Origin of the sequence: Prosthecobacter sp. SYSU 5D2, from assembly GCF_039655865.1 — a bacterium.
Lineage (GTDB): Bacteria > Verrucomicrobiota > Verrucomicrobiia > Verrucomicrobiales > Verrucomicrobiaceae > Prosthecobacter.
Window position 1 is genome coordinate 41,425 of record NZ_JBBYXL010000002.1, and the last position, 26,880, is coordinate 68,304.

At 59.5% G+C, this 26,880-nt stretch carries 17 protein-coding genes; 8 read left to right on the forward strand and 9 right to left on the reverse strand.

The window, feature by feature from the left end; translation table 11 throughout:
- Positions 1–2: 2 nt before the first annotated feature.
- From WJU23_RS02910 to WJU23_RS02925, 4 genes are all read left to right on the forward strand, one after another.
- Entirely contained in the window at positions 3–281 is a 279-nt protein-coding gene (locus WJU23_RS02910; protein WP_346331034.1) for a hypothetical protein, read from the forward strand.
- Between the two features lie 864 nt (positions 282–1,145).
- On the forward strand, positions 1,146–2,051 hold the full coding sequence (locus WJU23_RS02915) for a PEP-CTERM sorting domain-containing protein (protein WP_346331035.1): 906 nt from the start codon (positions 1,146–1,148) through the stop codon (positions 2,049–2,051).
- Between the two features lie 116 nt (positions 2,052–2,167).
- Positions 2,168–2,518, forward strand: coding sequence for an SRPBCC domain-containing protein (locus WJU23_RS02920; protein ID WP_346331036.1), 351 nt, complete (start codon positions 2,168–2,170; stop codon positions 2,516–2,518).
- Between the two features lie 305 nt (positions 2,519–2,823).
- A complete protein-coding gene (locus tag WJU23_RS02925) occupies positions 2,824–3,246 on the forward strand; it encodes a DUF1801 domain-containing protein (RefSeq protein WP_346331424.1) in 423 nt (140 codons plus the stop codon).
- A gap of 339 nt (positions 3,247–3,585) precedes the next feature.
- Here WJU23_RS02925 and WJU23_RS02930 read toward each other — a convergent pair whose 3' ends face one another.
- Together WJU23_RS02930 and WJU23_RS02935 are read right to left on the reverse strand one after the other, a co-directional pair.
- Entirely contained in the window at positions 3,586–4,443 is an 858-nt protein-coding gene (locus WJU23_RS02930; protein ID WP_346331037.1) for a hypothetical protein, read from the reverse strand.
- A gap of 124 nt (positions 4,444–4,567) precedes the next feature.
- The gene (locus tag WJU23_RS02935) at positions 4,568–5,383 is read right to left on the reverse strand and encodes a DUF1080 domain-containing protein (protein WP_346331038.1); all 816 of its coding nucleotides are present in this window, start codon (positions 5,381–5,383) and stop codon (positions 4,568–4,570) included.
- 155 nt (positions 5,384–5,538) lie between these two features.
- Here WJU23_RS02935 and WJU23_RS02940 point away from each other — a divergent pair, with 155 nt between their 5' ends.
- Positions 5,539–8,955 carry a HEAT repeat domain-containing protein gene (locus WJU23_RS02940; protein ID WP_346331039.1) on the forward strand — a complete coding sequence of 1,139 codons (3,417 nt, stop codon included), beginning with the start codon at positions 5,539–5,541 and terminating at the stop codon, positions 8,953–8,955.
- A gap of 3 nt (positions 8,956–8,958) precedes the next feature.
- On the opposite strand, the gene WJU23_RS02945 is transcribed toward WJU23_RS02940, so the two are convergent.
- The 5 genes from WJU23_RS02945 to WJU23_RS02965 all read right to left on the reverse strand — a co-directional run bounded on the left by WJU23_RS02945 (position 8,959) and on the right by WJU23_RS02965 (position 16,318).
- Positions 8,959–10,287, reverse strand: a complete 1,329-nt coding sequence (locus WJU23_RS02945; protein WP_346331040.1) for a sulfatase — start codon at positions 10,285–10,287, stop codon at positions 8,959–8,961.
- A gap of 131 nt (positions 10,288–10,418) precedes the next feature.
- Entirely contained in the window at positions 10,419–12,398 is a 1,980-nt protein-coding gene (locus tag WJU23_RS02950; protein WP_346331041.1) for a BamA/TamA family outer membrane protein, read from the reverse strand.
- A 100-nt stretch (positions 12,399–12,498) separates the two neighbouring features.
- Positions 12,499–13,515, reverse strand: a complete 1,017-nt coding sequence (locus WJU23_RS02955) for an ABC transporter ATP-binding protein (protein ID WP_346331042.1) — start codon at positions 13,513–13,515, stop codon at positions 12,499–12,501.
- A 2-nt stretch (positions 13,516–13,517) separates the two neighbouring features.
- Entirely contained in the window at positions 13,518–15,305 is a 1,788-nt protein-coding gene (locus WJU23_RS02960; protein ID WP_346331043.1) for a hypothetical protein, read from the reverse strand.
- On the reverse strand, positions 15,302–16,318 hold the full coding sequence (locus WJU23_RS02965) for an AAA family ATPase (protein ID WP_346331044.1): 1,017 nt from the start codon (positions 16,316–16,318) through the stop codon (positions 15,302–15,304). Before WJU23_RS02965 ends, WJU23_RS02960 begins: the two co-directional genes overlap by 4 nt.
- A 216-nt stretch (positions 16,319–16,534) precedes the next feature.
- Here WJU23_RS02965 and WJU23_RS02970 point away from each other — a divergent pair, with 216 nt between their 5' ends.
- Positions 16,535–18,172 carry a CocE/NonD family hydrolase gene (locus tag WJU23_RS02970; RefSeq protein WP_346331045.1) on the forward strand — a complete coding sequence of 546 codons (1,638 nt, stop codon included), beginning with the start codon at positions 16,535–16,537 and terminating at the stop codon, positions 18,170–18,172.
- A gap of 69 nt (positions 18,173–18,241) precedes the next feature.
- On the opposite strand, the gene WJU23_RS02975 is transcribed toward WJU23_RS02970, so the two are convergent.
- Together WJU23_RS02975 and WJU23_RS02980 are read right to left on the reverse strand one after the other, a co-directional pair.
- Complete coding sequence (locus WJU23_RS02975; RefSeq protein WP_346331046.1) at positions 18,242–20,224, reverse strand: DEAD/DEAH box helicase; 1,983 nt, start codon at positions 20,222–20,224, stop codon at positions 18,242–18,244.
- 326 nt (positions 20,225–20,550) lie between these two features.
- Positions 20,551–24,822 (reverse strand): CheR family methyltransferase, encoded by a 4,272-nt coding sequence (locus WJU23_RS02980; RefSeq protein ID WP_346331425.1) that lies wholly within the window; start codon positions 24,820–24,822, stop codon positions 20,551–20,553.
- Between the two features lie 141 nt (positions 24,823–24,963).
- Between WJU23_RS02980 and WJU23_RS02985 the strand changes: the two genes are divergently transcribed.
- Both WJU23_RS02985 and ndk read left to right on the forward strand, forming a co-directional pair.
- On the forward strand, positions 24,964–26,259 hold the full coding sequence (locus WJU23_RS02985; RefSeq protein WP_346331047.1) for a hypothetical protein: 1,296 nt from the start codon (positions 24,964–24,966) through the stop codon (positions 26,257–26,259).
- A gap of 118 nt (positions 26,260–26,377) precedes the next feature.
- On the forward strand, positions 26,378–26,803 hold the full coding sequence (gene ndk, locus WJU23_RS02990; RefSeq protein WP_346331048.1) for a nucleoside-diphosphate kinase: 426 nt from the start codon (positions 26,378–26,380) through the stop codon (positions 26,801–26,803).
- Positions 26,804–26,880 lie beyond the last annotated feature (77 nt).

Genomic DNA, 26,880 nt, shown 5'->3' on the forward strand with positions numbered 1-26,880 from the left:
TTATGACGCCTGCTGAGCTTGCTGCCGCCCCTGTCCTTCCCGCTGGTCTGAGCGCGGAGGCGCAGTCGCTCTGGCACACGAAGCAGGGGAACTGGGAGGAGGCGCACAACATCGCGCAGGACATCCACACGGCGATGGGCTCGTGGATCCACGCGCTACTGCATGTGATCGAAGGGGATCAATGGAATGCGGACTATTGGTTTTCCAAGGCCAAGAAGCCTTCAAAAGGCCCCAAGGAAGTGGATGCTCTGTGGGAGGAGATCGCGGGACAGGTGCTGTAGCGGGGAGATGGAAATGTGGCAGGTTATTCAATCCCGCTGGATGAAAACCTGACTGGATTCAATACGCAGAAAAGCTCTTGAGCGGATGAGCGGCCATTTCCTTTCCGGAACTTGCCCGTTGGGTATGACGGGAGGCATTCAGCAAATGCATGAGACGCCGAGACCTTGGATGCACGCATTTCCTGAGCAACAATCGAAAAGGATCCACCCGAGCTTTTGGTTAGGGAAGCCCGCATTCAGGACTTCAAGATGAGATTGTTGGACGATTTAGCCCGGAGACACTCAAAGCATGAGCTGATAAACTAAGTCTATTAGGATAATAAAACAAAGTAATGATACAACCTTGCATCTGCGGCTGTGAGAGAAGAAAATTGAAAGCTGTCTGGCACTCACGCTTATTAGGCGGTCAGGTTTCAGTCACATTTTTTTGCGATCACCCTGAAATCAAAGGGCATCAAGGTTTGCAGGGGTGCTGTTAAAGGATGAAAAAAGAACAGATGTGGGAAACGATATCCCAAAGGTTGACACAATCAGCTCTCAATTAGGGGCAGATAACACCCCGAATTTCGGTTAATATGCACGAAATACGATCATTTTTCGCGTGAAATAAGGAAAAACTAGTACTTAAGCTCAATTTAGCGCGTGACAGATATTTATGAGTACTAATGATGGCAATGACATTGTTAAATACTCATTTTTAATCAAAAAACGACTTTTTTTGAAAAAATAACAAGTGTAAACTGGTAAAAATGCAGTGATAATGCAATACATAAATATTACATACGCATAGTACACATAACTATTCGGAATCGCATATTTAATTCGAAGTACTACGCTGAGAGGATTTTAACCAAATGTGCTTTTATGAATACGTGCAAAAAACAATGCGATGTGAAGATGGGGATCAGAAATTGCGGATTGGCCCTTGTTTTGGCTTTTTCCGTGGCAACCTCAGCTCAGGCACAATTGATATCCTCCGGGGAATTCTTTAATCCCGACTTTGATGCGCGCGGTGCGGGAGGATCCAATTTGCTGGATCTAACCGTTGATACGGCCACGCAGTTTCAAAATGTCACCCCAACACAAACAGACGGCAGGGTGTCGTGGACCCATACGGCCCAAGGGTTGGTCCAGGCAGGACTGCGGGTGGACATTCTGTTTATCGAAACGCAAGTCGCGGATGTAACTCTGGCGGCCTACACCCAAACGGCGGCTGACAGTCTGATCTTTGGTAGGCAGCTAACCGTGAACACGCTGGTTGACGGCTTTGATGGCTTGCTCAATGGCGTGGTGAGCAATGTGGTCGGGGCCAGTGCGATCAATCAATGGAACTCAATCGCCGATGTGACAAGCCTGACGTTGAACGAAGGGGTGCTTTACTCAGCCAGTTTCTCCGTTTCGAGCGGGAGCGGGCTGAATCTGGATGCGCTGAGCGCGGCAAATTTCACGTTGCTTAGCGGCGGGGTCGTGATTCAGAATATCAATGCAGTGGAAACGCTGAATGTGCTGGATCTGCTGACGATTGGCGGGGGAACGGCGACGGTGGATTTTCAGTTTTATGCGCCGGAGGGCGGGCTGGATGAACTGACCTTTGAATTTGACGCCGCGACAGTGGCGAATGTGGCCCTGCTGGGAGGTATCACCGGGAACCAAACGGTCATGGAGTTCAACTCGTTCTCCGTGGCCCCGGTGCCGGAACCTGGGAGTCTGGCGCTGGCTGCGGTGGGCTTCATGGTGCTGCTGCGCCGCCGCCGGTTCCGTGGGGTATGATGATTCTGCGCGACCAAGTCTAAATATCCATGTCCATAAGGGCCTGGATTTTTTATTGTTTGGAATTGCCAGGACAGGCAGACATCTGTCATCGTTCCGGGTTCATTTCAGAGCCCATGGAACCTGGCAGTTCAGGCTGCGATATCATCAACTCCCGCACCTACCTGCATCCGCGTGAACGGGTGTTTGAGGCGTTTTCAGATCCTGTCCGGCTGGCCCGGTGGTGGGGGCCGAAGGGGTTCACCAACAGCTTTCATACTTTCGATTTTCAACCGGGAGGCCAATGGCAATTAACCATGTACAGCCCCGACGGACATGACTTTAAAAACGAGTGTGTCTTTCAGGAAATCACCATGCCTGGACGGATCGTTATCGAGCACGTCTCAGCCCCCAAATATGTGCTGGCAGTGACACTGGAAAAGGCGGGTGATGGTACGAGGTTGCTCTGGGTGCAGCGGTTTGAGTAGGCGGAGATGCGGGATAAGATTGTGAAATTTGCCGGTCTGGCGAATGAGGAGCTTTTGGACCGGTTGGGTGAGGTTATGGGCGAGACGACAGACGATCCATCTGGCCCCAAATTAACCACCGCAAGAGCTCAGGAGACCGCAGTGAAAGCCATTTACATTTATGGGTGACATTTTCCCGTGTATCATGACAGCCAGAAGCTATGAAATCCAAAACATCCCATTCTGATGAGGAGCGGTCTGCTTCCTGCCAATCTTTGAAGCCAAAGAAAGCCCGACCGGGTGTCTCTGAAACCGGGACTGGCAAGATGCAGAAAAATGAGCAGGGGGTGGTCCTCCTCTCCGGGGGGAATCCGCAGATTGCGAAGGGGGATGGGGATGAGCCCGTGCAGGCTTATATTGCAGCGATGCCGGGGTGGAAGAGTGCACTGGGCAAGCGGCTGGATGAGATCATCACCCGGAGCGTGCCGGATGTGCGCAAGGCGGTGAGATGGAACTCGCCCTTTTATGGGAGCGAGGGCGGGGGCTGGTTTGTGACCTTTCATGTGCTGACACGGTATGTGAAAGTGACCTTTTTCGACGGCACGTCCCTGCAGCCCATCCCACCCGGCGGCACGCCTAAAAGCAAAGAGGCGCGCTGGATCGACATCTACGAAGCTGATGAACTGGATGAATCGCAGATGACAGGCTGGGTGAAGCAGGCGTCGGCATTGCCAGGGTGGGTGCCGTAGAAGAACATGCCTACTCACTCAAGTGAACTGAATCTTCATTGACCCAGCGGCCGACTATGAACGACGAACCCCATTCACTCCCTGAAAGTGATATAGCCTGTGCTGCGCCAAAAGGGGAGGAAGGTCGATCAGCGCCAATGAGCGGTTGTCTATGGGGTGGCTGTTATTTACCTTTCCTTTTGTTTGTCCTGGCAATGTTATCAGGGGATATTGGAGGCCCCTTATTCTGGCCCATTCTATGCTTCGTGTTAGGCCTGGCTGGACTGTTGATTGGATGCTCTTGCCGTTTCTTGAAAAGGTTTAATTTTCGAAATTGAAACGGTGTGTCCTCGATTGCACTCACCGCCGATACGCCGATGACTGCTTGAACGGGTTATACGGGCGGATGCCGGGTTTATCGGCATAGACGAAGCCGTAGCGGTCGTTTTTTTCATCCACGGGCTCCAGGAACTGGCTGCGGAAGTTGATTTTGTCGGTGTATTCCATGAGCACGCGGGCGGTGCCGTTGATGCCCCACATTTTGAATCCGGTGCCAAAGAGGCCGCCATTGGGGTAGAGCTGGTCCAGGCCGGCCATGGCGTGGAAGCAATTGATGGCGATGTGGTCTTTCCGGTAAAGGCGGTCATCGGCGCGATATTTAATGGTGCCACCTTCCAGGAGGCGCAGGCGCTGCACGCCGAGGTCAAAGCCAGCCTGGGTGACCTCATACGGACCCCACATGCAGACAGCATTTTTCACATTCACGGCCAGGCGGATGGTCTCCTCCAGATTAAAACTCTTGCCGGGGGAGAAGGGGCAAGCGTTCATGCGAGGGAAGAGCCGGCTGCCGCAGCCCTTGAAAACGCAGAGGTTGGGGTTGGTATCAAAATCATGCGGGAGCCAGCTGATGGTGAAGGCCTCAAACTCGCGGTTCTTGTAAAAGCCACGCCGGAGGCCTTCGGTGAGGTGGAGCTGTTTGCGATCCGCCAGGACGCGGATGACGGAGATGAAGGAGTGGGAGAACTCGGGTGCGTTACCTTTGTTTTGATAAGCGAAGGGGACGATGAAATAGCGGTCCTGCGAGTTATGACCGCCGCCCAGCCGCTCCAGGATGCCGTCCTTGATGCGGTTGGTGATCTGCTCGTACAGCGGCATGTCGTACTGCGAATAATCCGGCTTGCGATCCAGGATCCCGGCATGGGTGTCCAGGGTGAGCATAACCAACAATGCGAAACATAAGCGGGAGAGGAAACCGGACATATGAGAATCGGGGTTTGGATATTTCATGCCATGCTGCTTGCGGACCATGGCCGCTGTCTTGGAGATGAATGGTAGTTAGGCCTTACGGTTTTTCGAGTGATTTCAGCTCAATCTTGCGGAACCAGACGGGCTGGCCTTCAGCCTGAAGTGCGATGTGACCAGAGCGGAGCTTGAGGGGGCCGCCTGCAGCAGTGATGTCGCTGGCGGGGGCGATCTTGCAGTCTGGGTCGAGCTGCGGGTGCTGGTAGCGGAGGACTTCCACGCCATTCACGCGGTGGATGATTTCCTCATGGCCGTGCACCTCCACCTCCATGCGCACCCATTCATCAGCAGGAAAGGTGGGGGCGCTGGATTTGACGATGTGTTTGGTGATGAGTTCGCCGCCCATTTCCACGTGGGTGCCGGGGGTGCAGAGGTTGCCGGTGGAGCGGGGGCCTTTGCCTTCATCGGCCAGGAACTGTATCTCCAGGCTGGCGGGGAAACCCTGGTCAAAGCGCATGCTTTGGGGCGGCTGGGCGTGCAGCATGACGCCGCTGTTCAGGTTCACATACTTGGGCGCATCCGTCATCATGCTGCCGGTGAAACGATACTCCAGGCGCAGGATGTAGCGGGAGTAGGCGAGGTTTGTGAAGAGGTGCCCATACTGCTGGTCGAACTTTTCGTAGCCATCGTAGCTGACTTTGAGGATGCCGTCTTCCACCCGGAAGGTATCGGCAAAGTTTTCGCCCAGGGGATGCTTGGCTATTTTGATGGTCCATCCCTGGAGATCCTTGCCGTTGAACAACGACACCCATTCTTCCTGAGGTTCGGCTGCCTGCGCGGGGCATGACAAGGTACCGGTTAGGCGGATGGCGAGGGCCAGCAGGATGAGGGTGGCGGTTCGGGCGGGTGGGAACATGTACGACAGTTTACCAAAGAGTGGCGGTCATCAATTTGGCATTCTAATTTCAGGCTGCGAATTAGGGGTATAGATTTTGGCCTTTTTTGCGTTCAGAATCGGAGCGGCTGGCGTATAACGCAGATTCGCGTTCAACTGCCCGCCACTACTCCCGTATGATGCGTTACTTGCTCCTTCTGCCGACCCTAGGTCTCCTCACCGCTCCGGTATCCGCCCTGACGCTGGAGGAGATGAACAAGCGGCAGACGCCGCTGCCGACGGTGGCGGAGAAGGATCTGCCGCCGATGAAAAATGTGCGGGAGCCATTTCCGGGCATTGTCAAACATCCGGGATATGACGCCCATACGTGGGTGAGGTTTCCGTTTGTGGAGAATCCGGGGAGTTTTGGGATTGATCCCAAGGGGTGGCTGTTTGTAGCGGAGGCGAACCGTTTCTGGCGCGGGGTGCCGGACTTGCGCGGGGCGAATGAGCTGATCCGGGAGGACTTCCAGGCGGAGACGCTGGAGGACCGGACGAAGCTCTACAAAACCTGGGAGGCACGTTTCCCGAAGGACTTTTTTACGAGCACAGCGGACCGGCTGATCCGCCTGGAAGATCGCGATGGCAATGGGGCGGCGGATCATCGCACGGTTTTTTCGGACCGGTTTAAGGAGCCGCTGGATGGGCTCGGATTTTCGGTGCTGGCGGAGGATGATGCGGTGTACTTTACCTGCATCCCCAGCCTGTGGAAGCTGACGGATGCGAATGATGATGGCGTGGCGGATGCGGAGGAGGCGCTGGTGACGGGCTTCGGCGTGAGGGTCTCCTTCATCGGGCATGACCTGCATGGCATCACCCGCGGGCCGGATGGGCGGCTGTATTTTTCGGTGGGGGATCGTGGCTATCACGTGACGACCAAGGATGGCCGGGTGCTGGCTGGCGGAGGGCGCGGGGCGATCTTTCGCTGTGAATCAGACGGCAGCGGCTTTGAGGTGTTTTGCAAAGGGCTGCGGAATCCGCAGGAGCTGGCCTTCGATGAAGAGGGAAACCTTTTCACCTTCGACAATACGGGGGACATCGGCGATGTGGCCCGCATGGTGTATGCGCTGGAGGGCAGCGACTCTGGCTGGGACATGAGCCACCAGTCCGCACACCAGTATGTGACGGTGCTGGACTGGGAGGACTTCCATCCGCAAAAGTCCATGTGGGTGGCGGAAAGGATGTATGACCTGTTTAATGAGGAGCAGCCGCAGTGGGTCTATCCGCCGGCCTCGCATGTGGCACGTGGCCCGTCTGGTGTGACGTGGCTGACGGGGGAGAGTGTGGCGGAAGATCTGCGTGGGAAATTTCTTTTGTCCAATTATCGCGGGGCATCACAAGTCACCACTGTGCTGTCTGTTGGCATCAGGCCGAAAGGGGCGGGTTATGCGGCCAGCTCAGAGGATGTGTTTGTGGAGGGAGTCGGCGTGAGTGATGTGGAGCTGGGTTACGACGGGAATATTTACCTGTGCGACTTCGGCGGTGGCTGGAGCGTGAACACGAACGGTGCCATCGAGGTGCTGACGCCGAAGGATGAAGGCCAGAAAAAAGCTGGTGCAGAGATGCAGGCGGTCTTTGCCAAAGGCTTAAAGGATGAGGCGGTGGCGAAGCTGGTGGGCTACATGGAATCGCCAGACAGGCGCCTGCGCCAGGCGGCGCAATTTGAACTGGTGAAGCGGAATGAGATGGCCACGCTCACGGCCCTGGCGGCTGATGCTGCCAAGCCAGTGAAGATACGCCTGCATGGCATCTGGGGCCTGGATCAACTGGGGAGAAAAGGCACGCCAGTGAGCGAAGCTTTGCTGGGCCTAACCAAAGATAAGGAAGTGGAAATCCGTGCCAATGCCGCCCGCACCCTGGGCAGTGTGCACGCACAGGACAGCCGCGATGCCCTGCTGGCGCTGCTGAAGGATGAATCTCCCCGCGTGCGCTCGCTGGCAGCCATTGCCCTGCAACGCGTGGTGAAGCCCGGTGACGTACAGGTCACGGATGCGCTGTATGAACTGGCGGCGCAAAATGGCTCCGGCACGGTGGATGCAGTGCTTCGTCATGCGGTCCTGTCCGCGCTGGATCGGGTGGGAACGGTCCCCGCAGCCACGGCACGCGCTTCTTCGGCGAATCGTGAGGAGCGATTGACGGCGCTGCTTTTCCTGCGCCGTCATGAGAGCGCGGAGACGGCGGTGTTTCTCAAAGATACGGATCCACTGATCCGCCGTGAGGCTGTGCGGGCGATCTATGATACCGCTGCGGTGGACGGCCCGGCAGGGGATGCCCTCGCAGCTCTGGCCAAAGAGACCTCCGCTTTCCCTCCCACCATCCAGCAGCGCATTGTGGCGGCCAATTATCGCCGGGGTGCAGCGGCCAATGCGATGAATCTTCTCATGATGGTTCGTGATGAGAAACTCGCGGATGCCACGCGCAGCGCTGCGCTGCATGGGCTGCGACTTTGGGAAAAACAGATCGTCACGGACCCGGTGCTGGGCATCTACCGGCCGTTACCAAAAAGCGAGCGCACGCTTGCCGCGCTAGGGCAGGTTATTGACGCGGATCTCCGCGCCCTGCTGGCCGGTGACCTGCCGCCGCAACTTGCATCCCTGGCCTTAAAGCTGGCGGCTGAAACCGGTGTCCGCCTGGAGCCAAAAACGTTGCAGAATTTCGCTGCGAACAAGGCGCTCGCTGATGAGGTGCGCACGGCCGCTCTGGACAGCCTGGTTTCGTCCGCACCTGCAGAGGCTACCGCTTTGGTGCGTAGCCTTATTAAAGATGCCTCGCCCACCGTGACCGCCGCCGCGCTGGCGCATGGCTTCGCTTTGAAGCTGGATGGCCTAACCGATACTGCCCGGCAGGCTATCACCAAGGGGCCGCTGATCATCGCCCATGCGGGGATCGCGGGTCTGGCTTCGCTCCATCCGGAGGAGATTGAGGCTCTGTGGAAAGACCGCGAGAGCAACGGCCTGCGCAAGTCCTTGTGGCTGGATGTCTTTCTGGCTCTGCAGACGATGACCACGCCGAGCAGCCAGGCGCTGGTGGCTGCGCATGTGAACAGCGCCCCGGATGCTGTTTTCCGCCTCACTGAAACAGGCGGCAATGCCCGGCTGGGGGAGGCTGTTTTCCGCAATCAGGGGGCCTGCCTGCAATGCCACAAGGTGGGGAGTGACGGAGGCATTCAGGGGCCGGATCTGACCCAAATCGGTCAACGGATGCAGCCGGATAAACTCGTCGAATCATTGGTTAATCCCAACGCTGTCATTGCACCAGGTTACGGCCTGGCCGCTATCACGATGAAGGACGGCACTCTTCTGATGGGCCGGTTGGCCAAAGAAACCGAAACCGATGTGGAAGTCGTCGCCATGGATGGCAAAAGCTCCACGCTCGCCCGGTCCGCCATCACCACCATCGCGCCGCCTGTTTCCGCCATGCCGCCTATGGGCATGGCCCTGCCGCCGAAGGATCTGCGTGATCTTGTCGCTTATCTCACAAGTCTCAAAAAAGGCGGCAAAGCCAAGAAAGACGCCGCCAGCCATGGGGACGAGGACGAGAAGATTGCCAAGTGAGTGTCAGCGGTTTGCTGATGACCTGATGCGTTTCTCCCAGGCATCCAGCTCCTGGCGCAGGGATGCGGCCAGCTCCGGCCTGGCCGGTAGCAGGTTGTGCTCCTCACCAGCGTCCGCCTCCAGGTCATAGAGCCCGCCCTGCCCGTCCTCGTATTCCACCAGTTTCCAACGACCCTGCCGGACGGCCCTGCCTTCGGGGTTCTTCTGGCGGAGCCGCTTTTTGCTCCGCCAGAACAGGGTGCGCTCCCCGGCGGGTTCCTGGCCGGTGAGCAGGGGCAGCAGGTCCATCCCATCTTCGCCTGCGGGGTCGGCCCCCGCACCGGCCAGCCTGCGGAAGGTGGCCGTCCAGTCCATGGTGATGGCCACCTGAGAGGTCGTACTCCCCGCAGGCAGCACCCCCGGCCAGCGGGCAATGCAGGGCACACGGATTCCGCCCTCCCAGAGCGTGGCTTTGAAATCGCGCAGGGGGGCATTGCGCGACAGGGTATGGCCGCCGTTGTCCGATGTGAAAACGACGAGGGTGCGGTCCTTGAGGCCCAGTTCCTCCAGCTTGGCCAGCACCTGGCCAATGCCCTGGTCCATCCTCTCCACCATCGCCGCATAAGTCTTGCGGTCTCCCTGCTGCCAGGAAGGCTTTTTGGGCTCCACCTTTTTGTCCCGGTCATCCGGCCCCTGCCAGGGAAAATGCGGCGCGGCGTGGGCCAGATACAAAAAGAAGGGCTGTTCACGGGACCGCTCCAGAAAGGCGATGGCCTCTGCCGTGAACAGGTCCGTGCTGTAATCCGGGCGCTGCACCGCCTCATTGCCCAGCCACAGATCCGGCACCCCGATGCGGTCCATGTGCTCAAAGTAATGGTGGTTGCCGCCGAGCAGACCGAAAAAATGCTCGAATCCCTGCTGCAGCGGACGCCGGTCTTGATCATAGCCCAGATGCCATTTGCCGACGATCCCGGTGGCATAGCCGGCATTGAGCAGCGCATCTGCGACCGTGCGTCCGCCCTCAGGCAGTCCGCGTCCCATTTCCTGGTAAGTCACCGCATCCTCCAGGCCGATTCTCTGCTGATACCGCCCGGTCATGAACGCCGCACGGGTGGGCGTGCAGACGAAGCCATTGGCATAAAAATCCGTGAAACGAATCCCCTCTCCGGCGAGGCGATCCAGATGCGGTGTACGGATGTCCGGTGCTCCGTAACAGGACAGGTCCCCATAGCCCAGATCATCCGCCAGGATGAAAAGGATGTTAGGCATGGCCTGCGCCCCGGCGGGTGGGGTGGCATGGAGAAGCCATGAGGCAGAAAGGAGGACGGCAGGAAGGAGGACAGTCTTGAGCATAACAAAAAGGGTGTTTGCGGAGGCCAGGCGCGAAAGCTACATCCCCCGGCTATTTTAAACGCAGATCCCCACCACGGCTCTGCGTCAAAGTTTATGCCAAATGCGACATCCGCCAACCAGGCAGTGCATCCTTAAAATGCAAAACCCACCGTGATATGCAGCATGCCACTTTTTTCGCCGGAGCGGCGGTCGAGGTTGTGGCCGTAGTCCAGGCGGATGGGGCCGAAGGGGAGCTTGTAGCGGAGGCCGGCACCGACGGTAGTGCGGAAGTCTGAGGAGTAATCGAATGGACTGCCGTTGTTGGCTCCGGCGAGGCTGCCAACATCGGTGAAGACGGCGAACTCGAGGTTGGGATAGATTTCGTAGCTGAACTCCGCGCTGGCGAAGACGGCGGCGGTGCCGCCCAGGGGGGTGTCACCTGGGGTGACGGGGCCGAGCTCACGTTCGGCAAAGGCGCGGACGGTGTTGGGGCCACCGTTGAAGACGCGGGAGTCAATGGGCAGCTCCTCGGTGGAGGCACCCTGGATGCTGAGCAAGCCACCGCCAGCGGCGAAGCGGAACTTTTTGGTGATGGGCTGGTAAATGGCAGCGCGCACATCGGTCCGGATAAAGCTGGCGGTGCCGCCGGTGGTCTCCAGACGGGCGCTGAGAAACCAGCCTTTTTTGGGCAGCACCGGGCTGTCGCGGTAGTCCAGCATGAGGCTGGCGCCGATGGAGCCAAAGGCGTAGGCGTCCGGGCCGATCTCGACATCGGTCAGCACGTCGGTGGAGACGGTATTGGCAGAGAAGCCGGCGAAGACGGTGTAGGAGAAGCCTTTGCTGACGCGCCGGGCCAGCTCCAGGGTAAGGCTGGTGCCGTATCGTGAGTATTCAAAGAGGCTGAAATTTTCCAGGGCGAGCTGCACGGAGGCGCTGTAGCCGGAGTTGAAGATGGCGGGATCGGTCAGCTTGATGGAGCCCAGGGGACCGGCGACGCTGTAGTTGAGCTCGGCGGCTAGAGTATTGCCCCGGTCCCGAAAATTGGTGTTGCGATAGTTAATGCCTGCCTGGGCACCGAGAAAGGTGTCATAGCCCAGCTCAAAGCCCAGGGTCTTGGGTTTGGTTTCCTCCCCGCTAAGGCGCAGCTCAGCCGCGGCAGGGGAGACGCCTGGGAGCATTCGGGGCTCGACATCCAGCCGGGCGAACATGGCGGTATCCAGCGTCCGCTTGAACATGATGTCGAGATCCTCAGACTGGTAATATTTGCCTTCGGCTTCGCGGAAATTGGCGGTGAGCACACGCCTGGATCCCCGGCTGAAATCCTCATGCGGGACGACGCGGGTAATCATCACGCGCTCTCCCGCAGTCATGAGGATCACGACATCCACGGTGCCGCCCATTTTTCCCAAGGTATAATCGGACATGGTGGTCGCATTCAGCCAGCCACGGTCTTTGGCTATAGTGGTCAGCTGGCCTTCGATCTGCTGCACCCGGGCTTCATTGAAGGGCTCGCCGGGTGTCTGGGCAATTTGGGCGCGCATTTTGGCGTCCAGTTCGGCGGGGGCACCGCTGAATTCGACGCTGCCAAAGGTGAAGCGGGGTCCGGCATCCACCTCCACCGTCAGGTTACGCAGGCCGTCAGGCTGGATGTCCGGCGCCGGGGTCATTTTCACTGTGGCCTGCAAATAGCCTTCGGCCCGGAGACGGCGCTGTACCAGGCCCACGCCGCCATCCAGCTCTTTTCGCACCCACACGGGATTGGCACTGTCCGCGCCTTCTCTTTCCGTGCTGGGCCGCAGCAAAAAGCTGCGCAGTTCTTCCTCAGGGAGAATGAGCTCTCCTCTCCAGGTGATCTCCCCTACCCGGATCTGCCTGCCGGAATCAATCTCCAGGGTGATGACATTGCCTGTGACTTCCCACTCGACATTAGCGTCCGGCCAGCCCTTGCGGATGTATTCCTGGCGGGTGAAAAAAGCCAGGTCATCCGCCAGGGGTTCTGTGGCGGTGGTATTGCCTGAGAGGGTGAGCTGGTCCCGCAGCATGTCCCGGAGGTCATCCCAGGCGGTGGTCTCGATGCCGGATACCGTCACTGTGACTCCGGCCTCCTGCAGGGTAAAAGGGGCGGGTGCCACCTGTGCTGCGGCAGGCAGCAACAGGACAAGGAGGAGTGCGGCAACGAATTGCCTCCAGCTTAACCGGGGCAGGGGAATGCCCTTTTGAGCTCCATACACATCACTCCACATGCTTTGCGGTGTCGCCCTTGAAGGTGCCTTTGTCAATCTGGCCCAGCATGTCAATGAAGGCATCTTCGAGCCGGCGCTCTTCGCGGTGAAAGTCGGTAACCTGCAATCCATCAATGATCATTCGGCGCAGAACGCCTGCCAGCGTGGCTTCATCTTTGGAATTTACGCGCAATCTTGCCCCGCGCTTCGTTTCTTCGATGACCTCGATCATCGGGGCGGTGAGCGCCCACTGGACCAGCGATCCCGGTTCACCCGCCACCTGGACGTTGACGAGCGTCTCCTCCGTCACGGTGCCCCGGATCATGGAATCCGCATCGCCATGATGGACAATTTTTCCCTGGTCAATGAACAGCAGGCTGTCGCACATCTCCCCCAGCTCGCTGAGAATGTGAGAGCTGATGAGGATGGTCTTGCCCTCCTCCGCCAGGATGCGGATGAGCTGCTTCAGCTCCACGCGTGCCTTGGGGTCCAGGCCGGCAGCAGGCTCATCCATGATGAGGATCTGCGGATCGTGCAAAAGGGCACGCCCCAGGCACAGGCGCTGGGTCTGGCCCTTGGACATCTTGTTGCTCATGCGGTCCGCCAGCGGGGTGAGGTCGGTAAAGTCCATCACCTCCTGGATGCGCTGCAGCCGCTCCTGCCCTTTGTAACCGAGGGCGCGGGCGTAAAAGTCAAGATACTCCAGCACGGTCATGTGCTCATAGGTGCCGAAGCTGTCCGGCATCCAGCCTAACAAACGACGCACTTTGGCTGGATAATGGACGACGTTATGCCCGCCGATCTTCACCGTTCCTTCATTGGGATAGTCCAGTGTGGCCAGGATGCGCATGGTGGTGGTCTTGCCTGCGCCATTGGCCCCGACAAAACCGACCACCTTGCCATGACCGATGGTGAAGGAGACGCCTTGCACCGCCTGCAAGCTGCCAAAGGAGCGCTGCAGATTCACCACCTCAATGGCGGGCTGGCTGCGGTCCATTTCCGGAAGGGCATGTGCGGGCTGGTGCATGTTTAAGGAAGGGGGACGCTGCCGTGGACGATGATCTTGTCGGTCTGCCAGCGGATGGAGGACAGCGTCTCCTGGGTGAAGCCGGGCGCGGCTTTGGCGATGGCAAAGAATTCGTTCTGCGGTGCTACCACAAGCTCCTGCACCCCATCCATTTTGAGAACTTCTCTCTTGTCATTCCACCACTGCCGCAACTCATCCGGCTCCACTTTGACCAGGTCCGCCTTCTGGCCGGTGGCCAGCGGAGATTGGAGCCTCCAAATACCGCCTGTGGCATCTGCATAAAACATCTCCTCCACGGTAAAACCGAGGGCGGAAACTAGCACAGGGGGATCTTCAGCGGAGGTCGCCGGCTGGACCTCCAGCCGCGCGCGGGTGGAGATGGCGGTGCGGATCATTTGCGCCTGCTCAGCGCGGCTTTGGAAAAAATTGCCGCCTCTGGACGGCCCGTTTTGAGTGAGGCTGACGGGCTGCATGTCGTGGGTGTTTTTCAGTTTCACCCAGTCCGTGGCAGGCAGCGTGAGAGGCTCCACCAGTGCGGCTTGTTTCATTTCAAAGCCTGCTCCCAAAAGGACGCCGGTGCGGCTGATCTGCTTTTGCGTGACATAGGCAGCCGCCTCCTGCGGCTCCAGATGCAGGTAAATGGCGCGCGCTCCAATGCCGCCGATGCCATCCTGGACCAGGATGATGCCCACCATCATGACACTGGCCCCCAGAGACAGGAGCGGGGTGGTGATGAAAAGCCGGTGCCTGCGGCCGGAGGGAGCTAGCATAAAAAGGTTCACCGGCCCCACCAGGATGCCAAAGAGGACCAGGAAAACGATGACCTGCCAGGAGTTGAAACTGCGCTTGCCGAGGGCATCCAGCATTGGCCAGCCGCGGACATTGGTGTGGCCGGATTGCAGCGTGTTCAGGCGCTGCGGTTTGTTCCAATATCGGGCGACCGTCCCCGCCGCCAGGAGCTTGCTGCCATTCCAGGTGAAGGTTTCGATCTGGCCCAGGCCGTAGCTCTTGCTGTTGGGCGGCAGGCTGGCGGGCCTTTCCCCCCGGATGTAAAAGTGCAACTTTCCGCCCAGGCGCGTCCATTGCAGCAAGGCGTGACGTGAAGCAGATGTCATTTTCTGCCAGTCTGCATCGGTCAGCATCACATAATCAAAACCGCTGAAGCCCAGCCAGTCCTCTGGTGTCTCTTCAAGGCTGAAACGACTCCCGAAGGTGTTGGCCCCTCCAAAGTATTTGGAAGCCGCTTTGATCTTTTTTTCCACCTCATCTTCCAGTCCGCTGAGGCTGTTTTCCGCCAGGGTTTTGGTCATCGCGATGGCTGGGAAAGCACTCTGAGGCTGGTCGTAATTGGAATAGGCCCGCGTGACCGGGCTGTTCAGGTTGATGCTATAGGACCGGGAGTTGCTCCGATAGGAGGTGGTGGAGCCATAGTCCGGAGCCATGGATGCCATAAAGACAGTGGATTGCGTGGCCTGTGGTCCAACAACCAGGCTGAGGCTGCTCCGTGAGGCATTGCTCCGCTGGAATTCCTGGGTTTGTGAATGAAAGTCTAACTGCCACACCTCCTCCCTACTGGAACCGTTGGTGGCCACAATTCGCAGGGGGGCATAACCCGTCGGCGGCAGTGGATCAAACACGCTGCGGATCTCCAGCCGGGTGCCATTGGCGTCATTGAGCATTTCATCCGCCAGGCTTTTTTGCGCCTGCACCTGGCCGGTGAAGACGCACATCAGACCGGCGCAGCAGACCATCCAGGCGGCAGAGTGCTTTTTGGAAAGGGTGCTCTTCATGCAGCCTCCTTGAGGGTTCTTGGGGTGGCCAGATTTTGAACCGGCACTTCGGCCAAGATGGCCTTCACGATGCCTGCACTGCTGCGGCCATCCATGCGGGCGGTGTAGTCCAGCAGCACGCGGTGGTTCAGCACGGCGGGTGCCAGGGCCTGCACGTCTTCGAAGCTGGCATTGGGCCGCCCATGCATCAATGCCCGTGCCTTGGCCGCCGAGGCCAGGCTGAGCGCGGCACGGGGGCTGGCTCCATAACGCACGCCTTCGGAAGCCTTCGACTGCCCAGGGTGGGTGGCATCCACGATCCGGGCGATGTAATCCGCGACAATCTCCGGCAGGAAAATCCGCCGTGCGGTCTGCTGAATGTGCGCAAACTCTTCCCGGGTGGTGATGGCCGGCACCACCGGCTCTACGCCCAATTCACGATGCGAAACGATCTTGGCCAGCGTCTCCGCGCTGTTGCGGAGCACTTCCAGCTTGAAGAGAAATCGGTCCACCTGTGCCTCCGGCAGCGGATAGGTTCCTTCCAGTTCAATGGGGTTTTGGGTGGCCAGGACAAAGAACGGATCTGGAAGGGTGTGCGTCTGCCCCAGGACGGTGACGCGCCGCTCCTGCATGGCCTCCAGCAGGGCCGACTGGGTCTTGGGAGAGGCGCGGTTGATTTCATCCGCCAGCAGCAGATTGGTAAAAATGGGTCCTGGCTGGAAGACGAACTCGCGCCGTCCATCCACCTCCTGGAGCACCGGGTTTCCGGTGATGTCCCCCGGCAGCAGGTCGGGTGTGAACTGCACGCGCCTGGTGGTCAGGTTCAGCGCCTTGGACAGGCCTTTGACCAGCTCCGTCTTGCCAAGCCCGGGCAGGCCCTCCAGCAGTACATGGCCGCGAGCGATGACTCCGCATAGCACCAGATCAATGAGCTCTCCCTGGCCAAAAAGCACTTCGTTCAATGCCTGCCTGAGCGCCGCGATGGGTCGCGTGGCGGACGGGATCTCACTGTCAAGGGCGTAAGCGTCAGGCATCGTGGTCCAGTAAAGCAGTGGGACCGCTTACCCGTCGAGCGGAAAAGCAGCCTGCTTACGGATATTTCGCTGGGCTGGCTTTTCGCCATTCTGCTTCTCCCCGCAGTAAACTTGATCGTAGGGGGGCGGGTCGATTCGAGACGCAATGCGTCTAATTTTGGAGAGCCCAGATGCATTGCTCCGATGGATGCGCCGTTTCAAACACGTACGTGTGAAATGAAATCCGCCTTCGCCATTCTGGCTCTTGTTTTTGTCCTGCTGCCTGCCCAGGCCAAAGATCTGCCCAAGCTGGACCTGCCGGGGGTGCGTGAGCAGCATGTCATGATCCCCATGCGCGATGGCACCCGGCTTTCCGCCTATCTTTATCTGCCGGAAGGCGAGGGTAAATGGCCGGCTGTTTTTGAGCAGCGATACGCCTCCCTCACCGGCAGTAGCGGGCGGAAAAATGCCGCCTCGCTCGCCCGTCACGGGTATGCCGTGGCGATGGTGAACTTCCGTGGTGCGCAGCTCAGCGAGGGGCGTTACGTCGGTTATCGTGCGCTCGGGTGGGGAGAGCAAAAGGATGGTTATGACACCTGCGAATGGCTCGCCGTGCAGCCCTGGTGTACGGGCAAGGTCGGCAGCTTCGGCGGCTCTCAGGGCGGCTTTGCACAGAACTTCCTGGCGGTCACCCAGCCGCCCCATCTCGCCTGCCAGTACATGGTGGATACGGGCACGAGCCTTTTTCATGAAGGCTACCGCATCGGTGGCATCACCCGGCCAGGCCGCTTTGCCGATTTCGGTGCCAACTGCCGCAACCCGGAAGACAACGCCGCACTGATGGCCGAATGGGACCGGCACCCGGACTATGACGACTATTGGAAGGCTGAAGACACCCGCCCCCACTTCGCCAAAATGAACGTCCCGTGCTTCACCATCGGGAGCTGGTATGACTTCATGGTCCAGGGCAGCATCCGCAGTTTCATCGGCCGCAAGTCGCATGCTTTTCAGCAACTTTTGTTAGGCCCCTGGCTTCATGGCCGGCTGAACAAAGGCAACAAAATTGGCGATCTCATGTATCCCGACAACGCCACCTGGCCCGAAGCCGCCCACATGGTCCGCTGGTTTGATCACTGGCTGAAAGGCGTGGACAACGGCATCGAAAAGGAGCCTGCTGTCCGCTACTACGTCATGGGTGCCGTGGGTGAGTCCGGTGCGCCTGGCAATGTCTGGCGCGAAGCGGCTGACTGGCCACCCGCCGCCACTGAGACCAGCTGCTACCTGCATGCGGACGGCCTTCTGTCTTCTGATTCCCCCATGGCCACCTCCAGCGGCACGAGTTACGAATCCGATCCGCTAACCCCCATGGAGATCCCTGGCCGCTCCTTTCCCGGGGCCAAAGATGCGCGTGCCTTTGAGCAGCAAAAGGATGTCCGCATCTGGACCACCGCGCCGCTCACCCAGCCGCTGGAAATCACCGGCCAGATCCAGGCTGAGCTCTGGGTGCAGTCCACCGCGCCGGATACCGATTTTATCCTTCGCATCTCCGATGTTTATCCGGATGGCCGCAGCATCCTGCTGATGGATTATCCCATGCGTGCCCGCTACCGCGATGGCTTTGAAAAGCAGGTCCTTCTGACCCCTGGCGAGCCCGCGAGGTTGCGGTGGTCCATTGGTCACACCAGTCTCATACTCAATGCTGGCCATCGCCTGCGCATCACCGTCAGCAGCACAGGTGCGCCATTGTATGAGCCGAACAGCCAGACGGGCGGTTCTCAGCACAAGGACTGGCTTCAAGATACCCAAAAAGCCACACATACCGTTCTCCACGAAAAAGCCCATCCCTCCCGTGTGCTGCTGCCGGTGATGCAATGACGCGGGTGCAATAAAAAGCCTGTCCGGTGAGGGACAGGCTTTTGAATGGGGATTCTTTACCGGGCAGGATCAGTCTTCCCAGCGGCGAGGCTTGAAACCGCCATTGGGCTTGCCACCAGGTTTGCCGCCTGCGCCGCCATAGGGCTTGCGAAAGCCGCCTGGCTTGGCACCGCCGCCGTAGCTGGGCTTGCTGCCGAAACCACGGGGACCGAAGCTGTTGCCGCTGCGCTGGCCCTGTCCGCCATCCTGGCGGTCGGCCAGGTTGATGCGGATGTCGCGGCCACGATAGTTGGTGCCGGTGACGGTTTGCATGACGGTTTCTACGTGGTCATCAGGAACCTCGACGTAGGCGCATTTTTCGAAGATCTCGATCGTGCCAAGGGTGCCGCTGGGGATCTTGGAGGTGTTGTAGATCATGCCGGCGATATCGCCCGGGCGGGCGTTGTCCATGCCGCCGATGTTGACGAAAAGACGCACCATGCCGGAGCGGGGGCCTTTTTGCACAAAGGAGCGGGAGCGCATCGGCGCGGGGCCGAAGTCATCGCGAGCTTCCTGCTGATACTGCGGGGCCGCTGCGTCCTGGCGGCGGGGGCCTTCGTCGCGGGCAGGCTCATCGGCCTGGCGCGGGGCGGCAGGGGCGGCATCGGCGCGGGGGGCGTTGTCGGCCGGGCGTGGAACCGGGGCGAAATCGCCTGCGGCAGCGGTGCGGCCGGTGACGGCGGACTGCTGGCTGGGGACGAACTCACGCTGGGCCTGCTGCGGGCGCTGGTTGGCGCGGTCTTCAATGATCTGCTCTCCCTCACGGGAGAATTCCTTCATCCAGAGATCCAGCACGGCGCTGGTGACATCGGTGGAGTCAAACCCGGCATCCAGCAGGCGCTGGACGGTGTGCTCGTGCTTGGCGTAGTTGCCGGCTTCGAGCGTGGCTTTGAGTTTCTCAAAAGTCTGGTCCACACGGGTGGCTTCCAGCTCTTCCTGGGAGGGCACTTTGGTGCGGGTGACCTTGGCATTGGTGAAGCGCTGGATGCGCTGCATGAGGTAAATTTCACGGCCAGCGACGAGGCTGACGGCGGTGCCTTTGCGCCCGGCACGGCCGGTGCGGCCGATGCGGTGCACATAGTCTTCCGTGTCATACGGGAGCTCAAAATTGACGATGAGGTCAATGTCGTTCACGTCCAGACCACGGGCGGCCACGTCGGTGGCGACAAGGACTTCGACATTGCCGCTGCGGAAGTTGCGCATCACACGCTCACGCATGACCTGGTTGAGATCGCCATGGAGGCGGTCGGCGGCGTAACCACGGGCGGTGAGGGCATCCACAGTATCATCCACGGCCTTCTTCGTGTTGGCAAAGACGATGGTGAGGCGGGGGGAGTCCATGTCCAGGATGCGGCAAAGGACTTCCGTCTTGCTGCGGCCCTGCACTTCATAGTAGCGCTGCTCGATGGTCGGCACCGTCATCGCCTTTTGCTCGATAGTGATGGTGGCCGGGTTGTTCGTGTACCGGTCGATCAGGCGGCGGATGCGCGGATCAAAGGTGGCGGAGAAGAAGATGGTCTGGCGCTCTTTTGGCACCGCCTGCATGAGGCGCTCGATTTCATCGGCAAAGCCCATGTCGAGCATTTCATCCGCTTCATCGAAGACCAGGGTCTTGAGGTTGTCCAGGCGGAGCGTGCCGCGGTCCACGAAGTCCAGGATACGGCCGGGGGTACCGACGACGATCTGGGAGCCCATCTGGAGGGCGCGGATCTGGCGGTCGTAAGAGGAGCCGCCGTAAATGGGGGTGGCGCGCACGCCTTCTTTGAAGGAGGCGACTTTGTGGATTTCCGCACAGACCTGCATGGCCAGCTCACGGGTGGGGCACATGATGAGCACCTGCGTGTCGCGGCTGTTGGCATCGATGCGGTCCACGGCGGGCAGGCCGAAGGCGAGGGTCTTGCCGGAGCCGGTCTGGCTCTGGCCGACGACGTCCCGGCCGGTGAGGGCGACGGGAATGGCCTGGGCCTGGATGGGGGAGGGTTGTTCGAAGCCCTGGGCCTCGATAGCTTTCATTAACTCGGGCGAAAGGCCGAGATCTGCGAATGTCTTTTCCATGTATTTTACGTGCCGGTGTGTAGGCTTCCGTGAGCGGGCAACCTGTCGCAGTAAGGGCGTCTCGTGAGAGGGAGACGGGATCACCACCAGATCTGGCGGGCTACATGTCAAACTTCGGCCCCAAGTGGGGAAGCGGTAAAAAACCGGTGAGCAGGATTCCACAGCCTATGGAAATAGCAAGCGGGGATTGTGAAGGGGGGATTGGACCGTGGAGGAGTGCAGGACTGTGCACGCTGCTCCCACGGTGGATTTGCCACGGTGCTAAAGATCCCCAGGAGGTGATATCACACGCCTTTGGGGAGCTGGTTCAGCAGCAGCCTGAGCTGGTCCAGGTTCACGGGCTTGACGAGGTGGGCGAAGAATCCGGCTTCTTTGGTCTGGTGGAAGTCTTCTTCCATGCCGTAGCCGCTGAGGGCGATGCCGGGGACGGGGCGCTGGCGCTGGATCTCGCGCATGAGGTCCAGGCCGCTGCCGTCGGGCAGGCCGAGGTCGGTGATGACGGCATCAAAATTGGCTGCGGCATAGGCGGTGAGCGCATCGCGGGAGTTGGTGGCGGTGGTCACCTGGTGGCCGCGGCGGGTGAGCAGGCGGTAAAGAACGGCCAGGGTGGCTTCGTGATCCTCCACGACGAGCAGGCGCAGATGGTGGTCCGGGCCGACGGGGGGGTCGGCTTTCACGGGTTGAATCTGCGGGGCGTTTCCGGTGGCGAGTTCCACGGAAAAGGTGGCCCCATGGCCCTCGCCCTGGCTCTCGGCAATGATCTCTCCACCATGGGCCATGACGATGGCCTTGGAGATGGCCAGGCCGAGGCCGAGCCCGCCAAACTGATGCACGCCATTGGCTTCGATCTGCTCAAAGGCGTTGAAGATGCGGGTCAGGGATTCCTTCGCGATGCCGATGCCCGTGTCTGCCACGGAGATGCGGATGGAGCCATCCTTGTCGCTCTGGGTCCTGACGGTGATGGCCCCGCCTGTGGGGGTAAATTTGAGGGCGTTTTTGATGAGGTTCCAAAACACCTGCTGCAGCCGTGCCGGGTCCGCCAGAACATGGTGGTTCTTCGCATCCAGCATGAAGCGGATGCGCACCTGCTTGCCCGGGCCGTCGCTGCGGACGATCTCCGCCGTGTGCTCCAGCAGATCATGGATGTCTGAGACCACAGGGGAGATTTGCAGCTTGCCGTGGCTGATGCGGGTGAGGTCCAAAAGGTCATCAATGAGCCGCGCCTCCAGCTCCACATTGCGGCGGATCATGCCTAGCTGGCTGCGCAGGTCGTCACTCAGGGTGGTATCGCTCTCCAGCGCGGAGGCTGTCATCAGCACGGGGGTGAGCGGGGTCCGCAGTTCATGGCTGAGAGCCGCGAGAAACTCATCCTTGGCACGTGAGGACTGCTCGATCTCCGCCATGGCATGGCGCAGGGATCGCTCGGCCTGCGTGCGGTCGGTGATGTCCTCAATGGCCAGGACGATGCGGTCCGGCGTGCCGTCCGCGCTGTCCACCTGCCGGGCATTCAGCAGCATGGTCCGGCTGCCGAGGGTTTCAAATTCGTGATTCACTTCATAACCGGTGAAGTGATTTTTCTGCGGCAGGATGTCCTCCAGCAGCTTGCGCAGGTCCGGGATGTCCCATTGACGGTTGCCCAGTTCATAGATCAACCGCCCCTCGCTTTCGGAGGCGTCCACATCGAAGACCTTGTAAAAAACATCGCTTGCGGATTGCACGCGAAGGTCCGCCCGCAGGATCAGAAACGGCACTGGCAGCGTCCTCAGGATGGCCTCGGCATAGTCCCGCGCCGCCGCGATCTGCTGCTGCTGGTGCTTCAGGTCATTGATGTCATTGAGGACCAGCACCACACCGTCAATCCGCTTGTCCAGCGTCAGGTAGGGGCGCACTTGCAGGGAAAACCAGCGGCCTTCGCGGTCTTGCACTTCCATTTCACGCGGGCTGATGGATTCCATCACATCGGTCAGCATGTCCGCCAGACCAGGCAGGTTAAGATGATGCCTCAGGCCGACAAAATTCCGCCCCAGGTCCGCAGCCACCAGATTGAAAATCTTTTCCGCCGAGGGTGAAAAACGGCGGATGGAAAGATCACGGCCCAGCAGCAGGATGGCTGTCTGGAGGCTCGCCTGGAGGTTGTTCAGGTCTGAATTGAGCCGGCTCTGTTCCGCATCCCGGTGTACCAGTTCCTCGTTGATCGTTGTCAGCTCTTCATTGGTGGATTCCAGCTCCTCCTTGGACGTTTCCAGCTCTTCATTGATGCTTTGCAGCTCCTCATTGGCGCTTTGCAGTTCCTCGCTGGAGGCCTGCAAATCGTCCGTGAAGGACTCATTTTGCTCCTGGATGGACAGCAGGTAGTCCCGTGTCTCCGCCAGTTCCTGCTCCAGTTCTGTGATGCGGTTGGCCGCCTCCCTTTTTCCTTTGGGCGTCGGCGGCTGGCTGGGCTGTCCTGGGCCAGCCGGGCCGGCGGCCTCCGTATTTTCAAAGAGCACCAGCAGGCACGGCTCCTTCAGATTCCGCAGCGGAATCACCCGCAGGTTCACCGCACGCAGGATGCCGTTTTTACGCATCTGCACATTCTCCTGGCACACCGTCACGTGCTCGCGCCGGGCGGTCTGGATGGCCGCACGCAGCGGCAGCATCAGCCCTTCCGGCGCCATCTTCAGCAGGTCAAAGCTGGCCTTTCCCGTTGGCGGTTCTAAAAAAGCTCCCGTGGCCCCCCGGAACTGCAGGATCTGGCCTTCCGCATTGATCAGCACTCCTGGCGGCGCAAACAGGCTCACGGAGATTCGATCCGCCTCGCGCTGCGCATTGAATTCTCCGCCATTGGCATCTGGTAGAAACGGCCCTTCCTCCAGGCTGCGCTTGCCACCCGGACGTTGCGCATTGCGCTCCCTCGGCTGCGGCGAATGAAAGGAAGGGGTCTTGGCCGATTTCCGGACAAAGATCTTCTGCTTTTTATCCGCCGCCGTGAACAGGTCCGTGAACTGCCCGATGGACTCGCTGGCACCGAGAAACAGATAACCGTCCGGCTTCAGCGCATAATGGAAGGCAGGGAAAATCTTCTTCTGCAGCTCCGGCTCAAAATAGATCAGCAGGTTGCGGCAGGAGATGAGGTCCATCCGCGAAAACGGCGGATCACTCATCACATTTTGCCGGGCGAAGACCACCTGCTCACGCAGCGCCTTGTTCACCCGGTAGCCGCCTTCCTCCTCGGTAAAAAAGCGTTGCAGCCTTTCCTGCCCGATGTCCTGCGCCAGAGACTTTGCATAGAGCCCGGCGCGGGCCTTCTCCAGCAGCGCCTCGTTGAGGTCCGTGGCGAAGATTTGCAGCTTCGGCGGATTCGGTTTGTCTGTGACCGCCTCGGCAAAGGTCATGGCCAGGGAATAAGCCTCCTGCCCGGTGGAGCAGCCCAGCACCCAGATGCGCAGCGGACCGTCGCGTTTGGGTGGCCCGATGAGCTTTGGGAAAACCTTTTGCTTGAGGATATCGAAGGCTTCCGGATTGCGGAAGAAGCTGGTCACGCTGATCAGCACATCGGAGTAGAGGGCATCCAGCTCATGGGTATTGCCTTTCAGAAAGGCGGCATAATCTGCCAGCGTCTCATGCTTGTTGAGCACCAGCCGCCGGGCCACACGCCGCTGGATGGTGCTGGATTTGTAAAACGAGAAATCCACCCCGCAATGTCTGTGCAGCAGTGCCAGGATCTTCGCATAGCCTTCCAGTTGGGCCTTGTCCGGCTCCGCTTTGGCCTCCGTCAGCGCCTGGCGGGAGTCCGTGCGCGGAGTGCCCTTTCCGCCGGAGGCCAGCGCCTTGCCCGGAGGATCGCTCTGGTCGTTCTCCCTTTCAGCCTCAGATGCCAGTCGTCCCGTTTCTGGCAGGGGCAGGGCGGCGGCCACCACAAAAGGGTGCTTGGCAATGCGCGCCAGCTCCTTCGCGATGGCCTCCGGGGACAGCACAAAGTCCACACAGCCCGCAGCGATGGCGCTGCGAGGCATGGAATCGTATTTGGCAGTGTCATCCTGCGCAAACGTCAGGCCGCCCTCGCCCTTCACGGATTCCAGCCCCATCGTGCCGTCTGTCGCGGTGCCGGAAAGAACCACACCGATGGCATTCTCCCGCTGGTCCTCCGCCAGGGCCTCAAAAAAACAGTCAATGGACCTGGCGGCCCCCCGCACCCGGCCGCGCGGCGTCAGAATCAGCGCGCCTTTGGAGATCTCCATCAGCACATTGGGCGGGATGATATAAATGTGATTCCGCTCCACCACCATCCCCTGGGTGACCTGGAGCACTGGCATGGAGGTGCTGCGCTGAAGGAGCGGCACGAGGGCACTTTCATGCTGCGGGTCCAGATGCTGAACCAGGACAAAGCCCATGCCGGTATCCACCGGCAGATGTTTCAGCAGATCCTGAAAGGCTTCAAAACCCCCGGCTGAAGCGCCTACACCCACGATGGGAAAACCGCCCTTGGCAGCAGGCATTGGGCTCGGTGCTGCGGCATCCTTTTTGAGCCGCAGTTTGCGTGTCGAGGCTTTCGGCGCGGCTTTTGTCAAGGTCATCACGATACAGTCTGCGAGCGGGAGAGCCAGACAAATCGCTGTGCGTCTTTTGCGATCTTCCGTGGCAAGAAGTGTGCAGGCTCTGGAAAATGAATTTTTCCGCCTCTTGTTTTTTTACCCTTCAACCTTCCCATTCCTGCCTTGCACCGCCTTTTTAAGTTCGACAAACTTTTGATCGAAGGTCTAGTTTTTGGGATGAACAACCGCCGCCACTTTCTGCAAACGTCTGTCACTGCCCTCTTTGCCTCACGCCTAGGTTTAACGGCGCAGGAGGCGGAAAAGATCCAGGTGCGGGCGATTACGAAAGGGCCGAAGTATCATTGGTTCGCCTATTACGACAAGGAGCAGTTCAGTCCGGACAACCGCTATGTGCTGGGAAACCAGGTGGACTTTGAGCACCGGTCACCCACAGCGGAAGACGTCATCAAGGTGGGCATGGTGGACCTGCAGGATGGCGACAAGTGGACGGAGCTGGGGGAAAGCCGCGCGTGGAACTGGCAGCAGGGCTGCATGCTGCAGTGGGTGCCGGGCACGGAGAGCACGGTGATGTGGAATGACCGGGAGGGGGACAAGTTTGTCTGCCATCTGCTGGATGTGAAGACGCAGAAGAAGCGCACCCTGCCAAACCCCGTGTATAACCTGAGCCCGGATGGCAAGTGGGGCATCGCCCCGGACTTCCGGCGGCTGAATGACACGCGGCCTGGCTATGGTTATGCGGGCATCCCTGACCCGAACAAGGACGTGCTGGTGCCGGAGGATGCGGGCATCTGGAAGATCAACATGGAGACGGGGGCGCAAGAGCTCATCATCACCTTTGCCCAGGCGGCGGCGATTCCGTATGAAGGCGGCTTTAGCCCGAATGCGAAGCACTGGTTCAATCATTTGTTATTCTCCCCTGATGGCAGCCGCTTCATTTTCCTGCACCGCTGGAAGGGTGACGGGGACAAGAGCTTCAACACACGGCTGTTCACCGCCAAAGCGGATGGCACGGACCTCTATGTGCTGGATCCATTGGGCCGTACCTCCCACTTTGTCTGGCGGGATCCGCAGCATGTGTTTGCCTGGGCCTTCCACCCCAGCCATGGCGACCGGTTTTATCTCTACAAGGACAAGACGAATGAAGTGGAAGTGGTGGGCAAGGACAAGATGCCCCGCAACGGCCACAACACCTATGTGCCGAAGACGAACAATGAATGGGTGCTGAACGACTGTTATCCGGACAAGGAGCGCAAACAGACGCCCTACCTTTACCACATCCCGACGGACCGCCGGGTGGACCTGGGGCACTTTTACAGCCCCGCCTTCTACACCGGGGAGTGGCGCTGCGATACGCACCCGCGCAGCAGCCGGGATGGGCGGCTGGTGTGCATTGACTCCCCCCACAGCAAGGGGAGGCAGATGTACCTCATCGAGATCCACGACATCGTGGGGACGTGAATGGGAGGTGCGGCGGTGGGGCTGGGCTACAAGGCATTGTGCATAACTATCTAAGTTACCTGCTTGACGGGAGGTGACATGGACAGCACCTTTCGCGCCCTTTTTCAAATCCCCCACTATGGCCCAAGAAACATCCCTCCTCCTGCTGAAGCCCGACTGCGTCGCCAAAGGCCTTAATGGCGAAGTCCTCAAGCGTCTGGAGGCCGAAGGCTTCCGTGTGCGTGGCATCAAGATGATCCAGCTCACGGATGAGCTCCTGAAGGAGCATTATTCCCACATTGCCGACAAGCCGTTCTTCCCTGAGGTCGCTGGCTTCATGAAGAGCAAGCCGGTCATCGCGGTGGCGCTGGGCGGTGAGGACGTCATTTCCCACGTCCGCGACCTTCTTGGCCCGACGGATTCCAAAGCCGCCGCCAAAGGCACCATCCGTGGTGACTTCGGTGATGACAAAATGACCAATGTCGTTCACGCCTCGGATTCCCCGGAAGCCGCAGCCGTGGAGCTGAAGCGGTTCTTTAAGGATGGCGAAATTTTCAGTTACTAAACCCCAATCGGTGTAAAAATATGTTTCCGAGGTTGACGTGAGAAAGTCCTCGGCTAGTTTCGCACCCCAAATTTTTT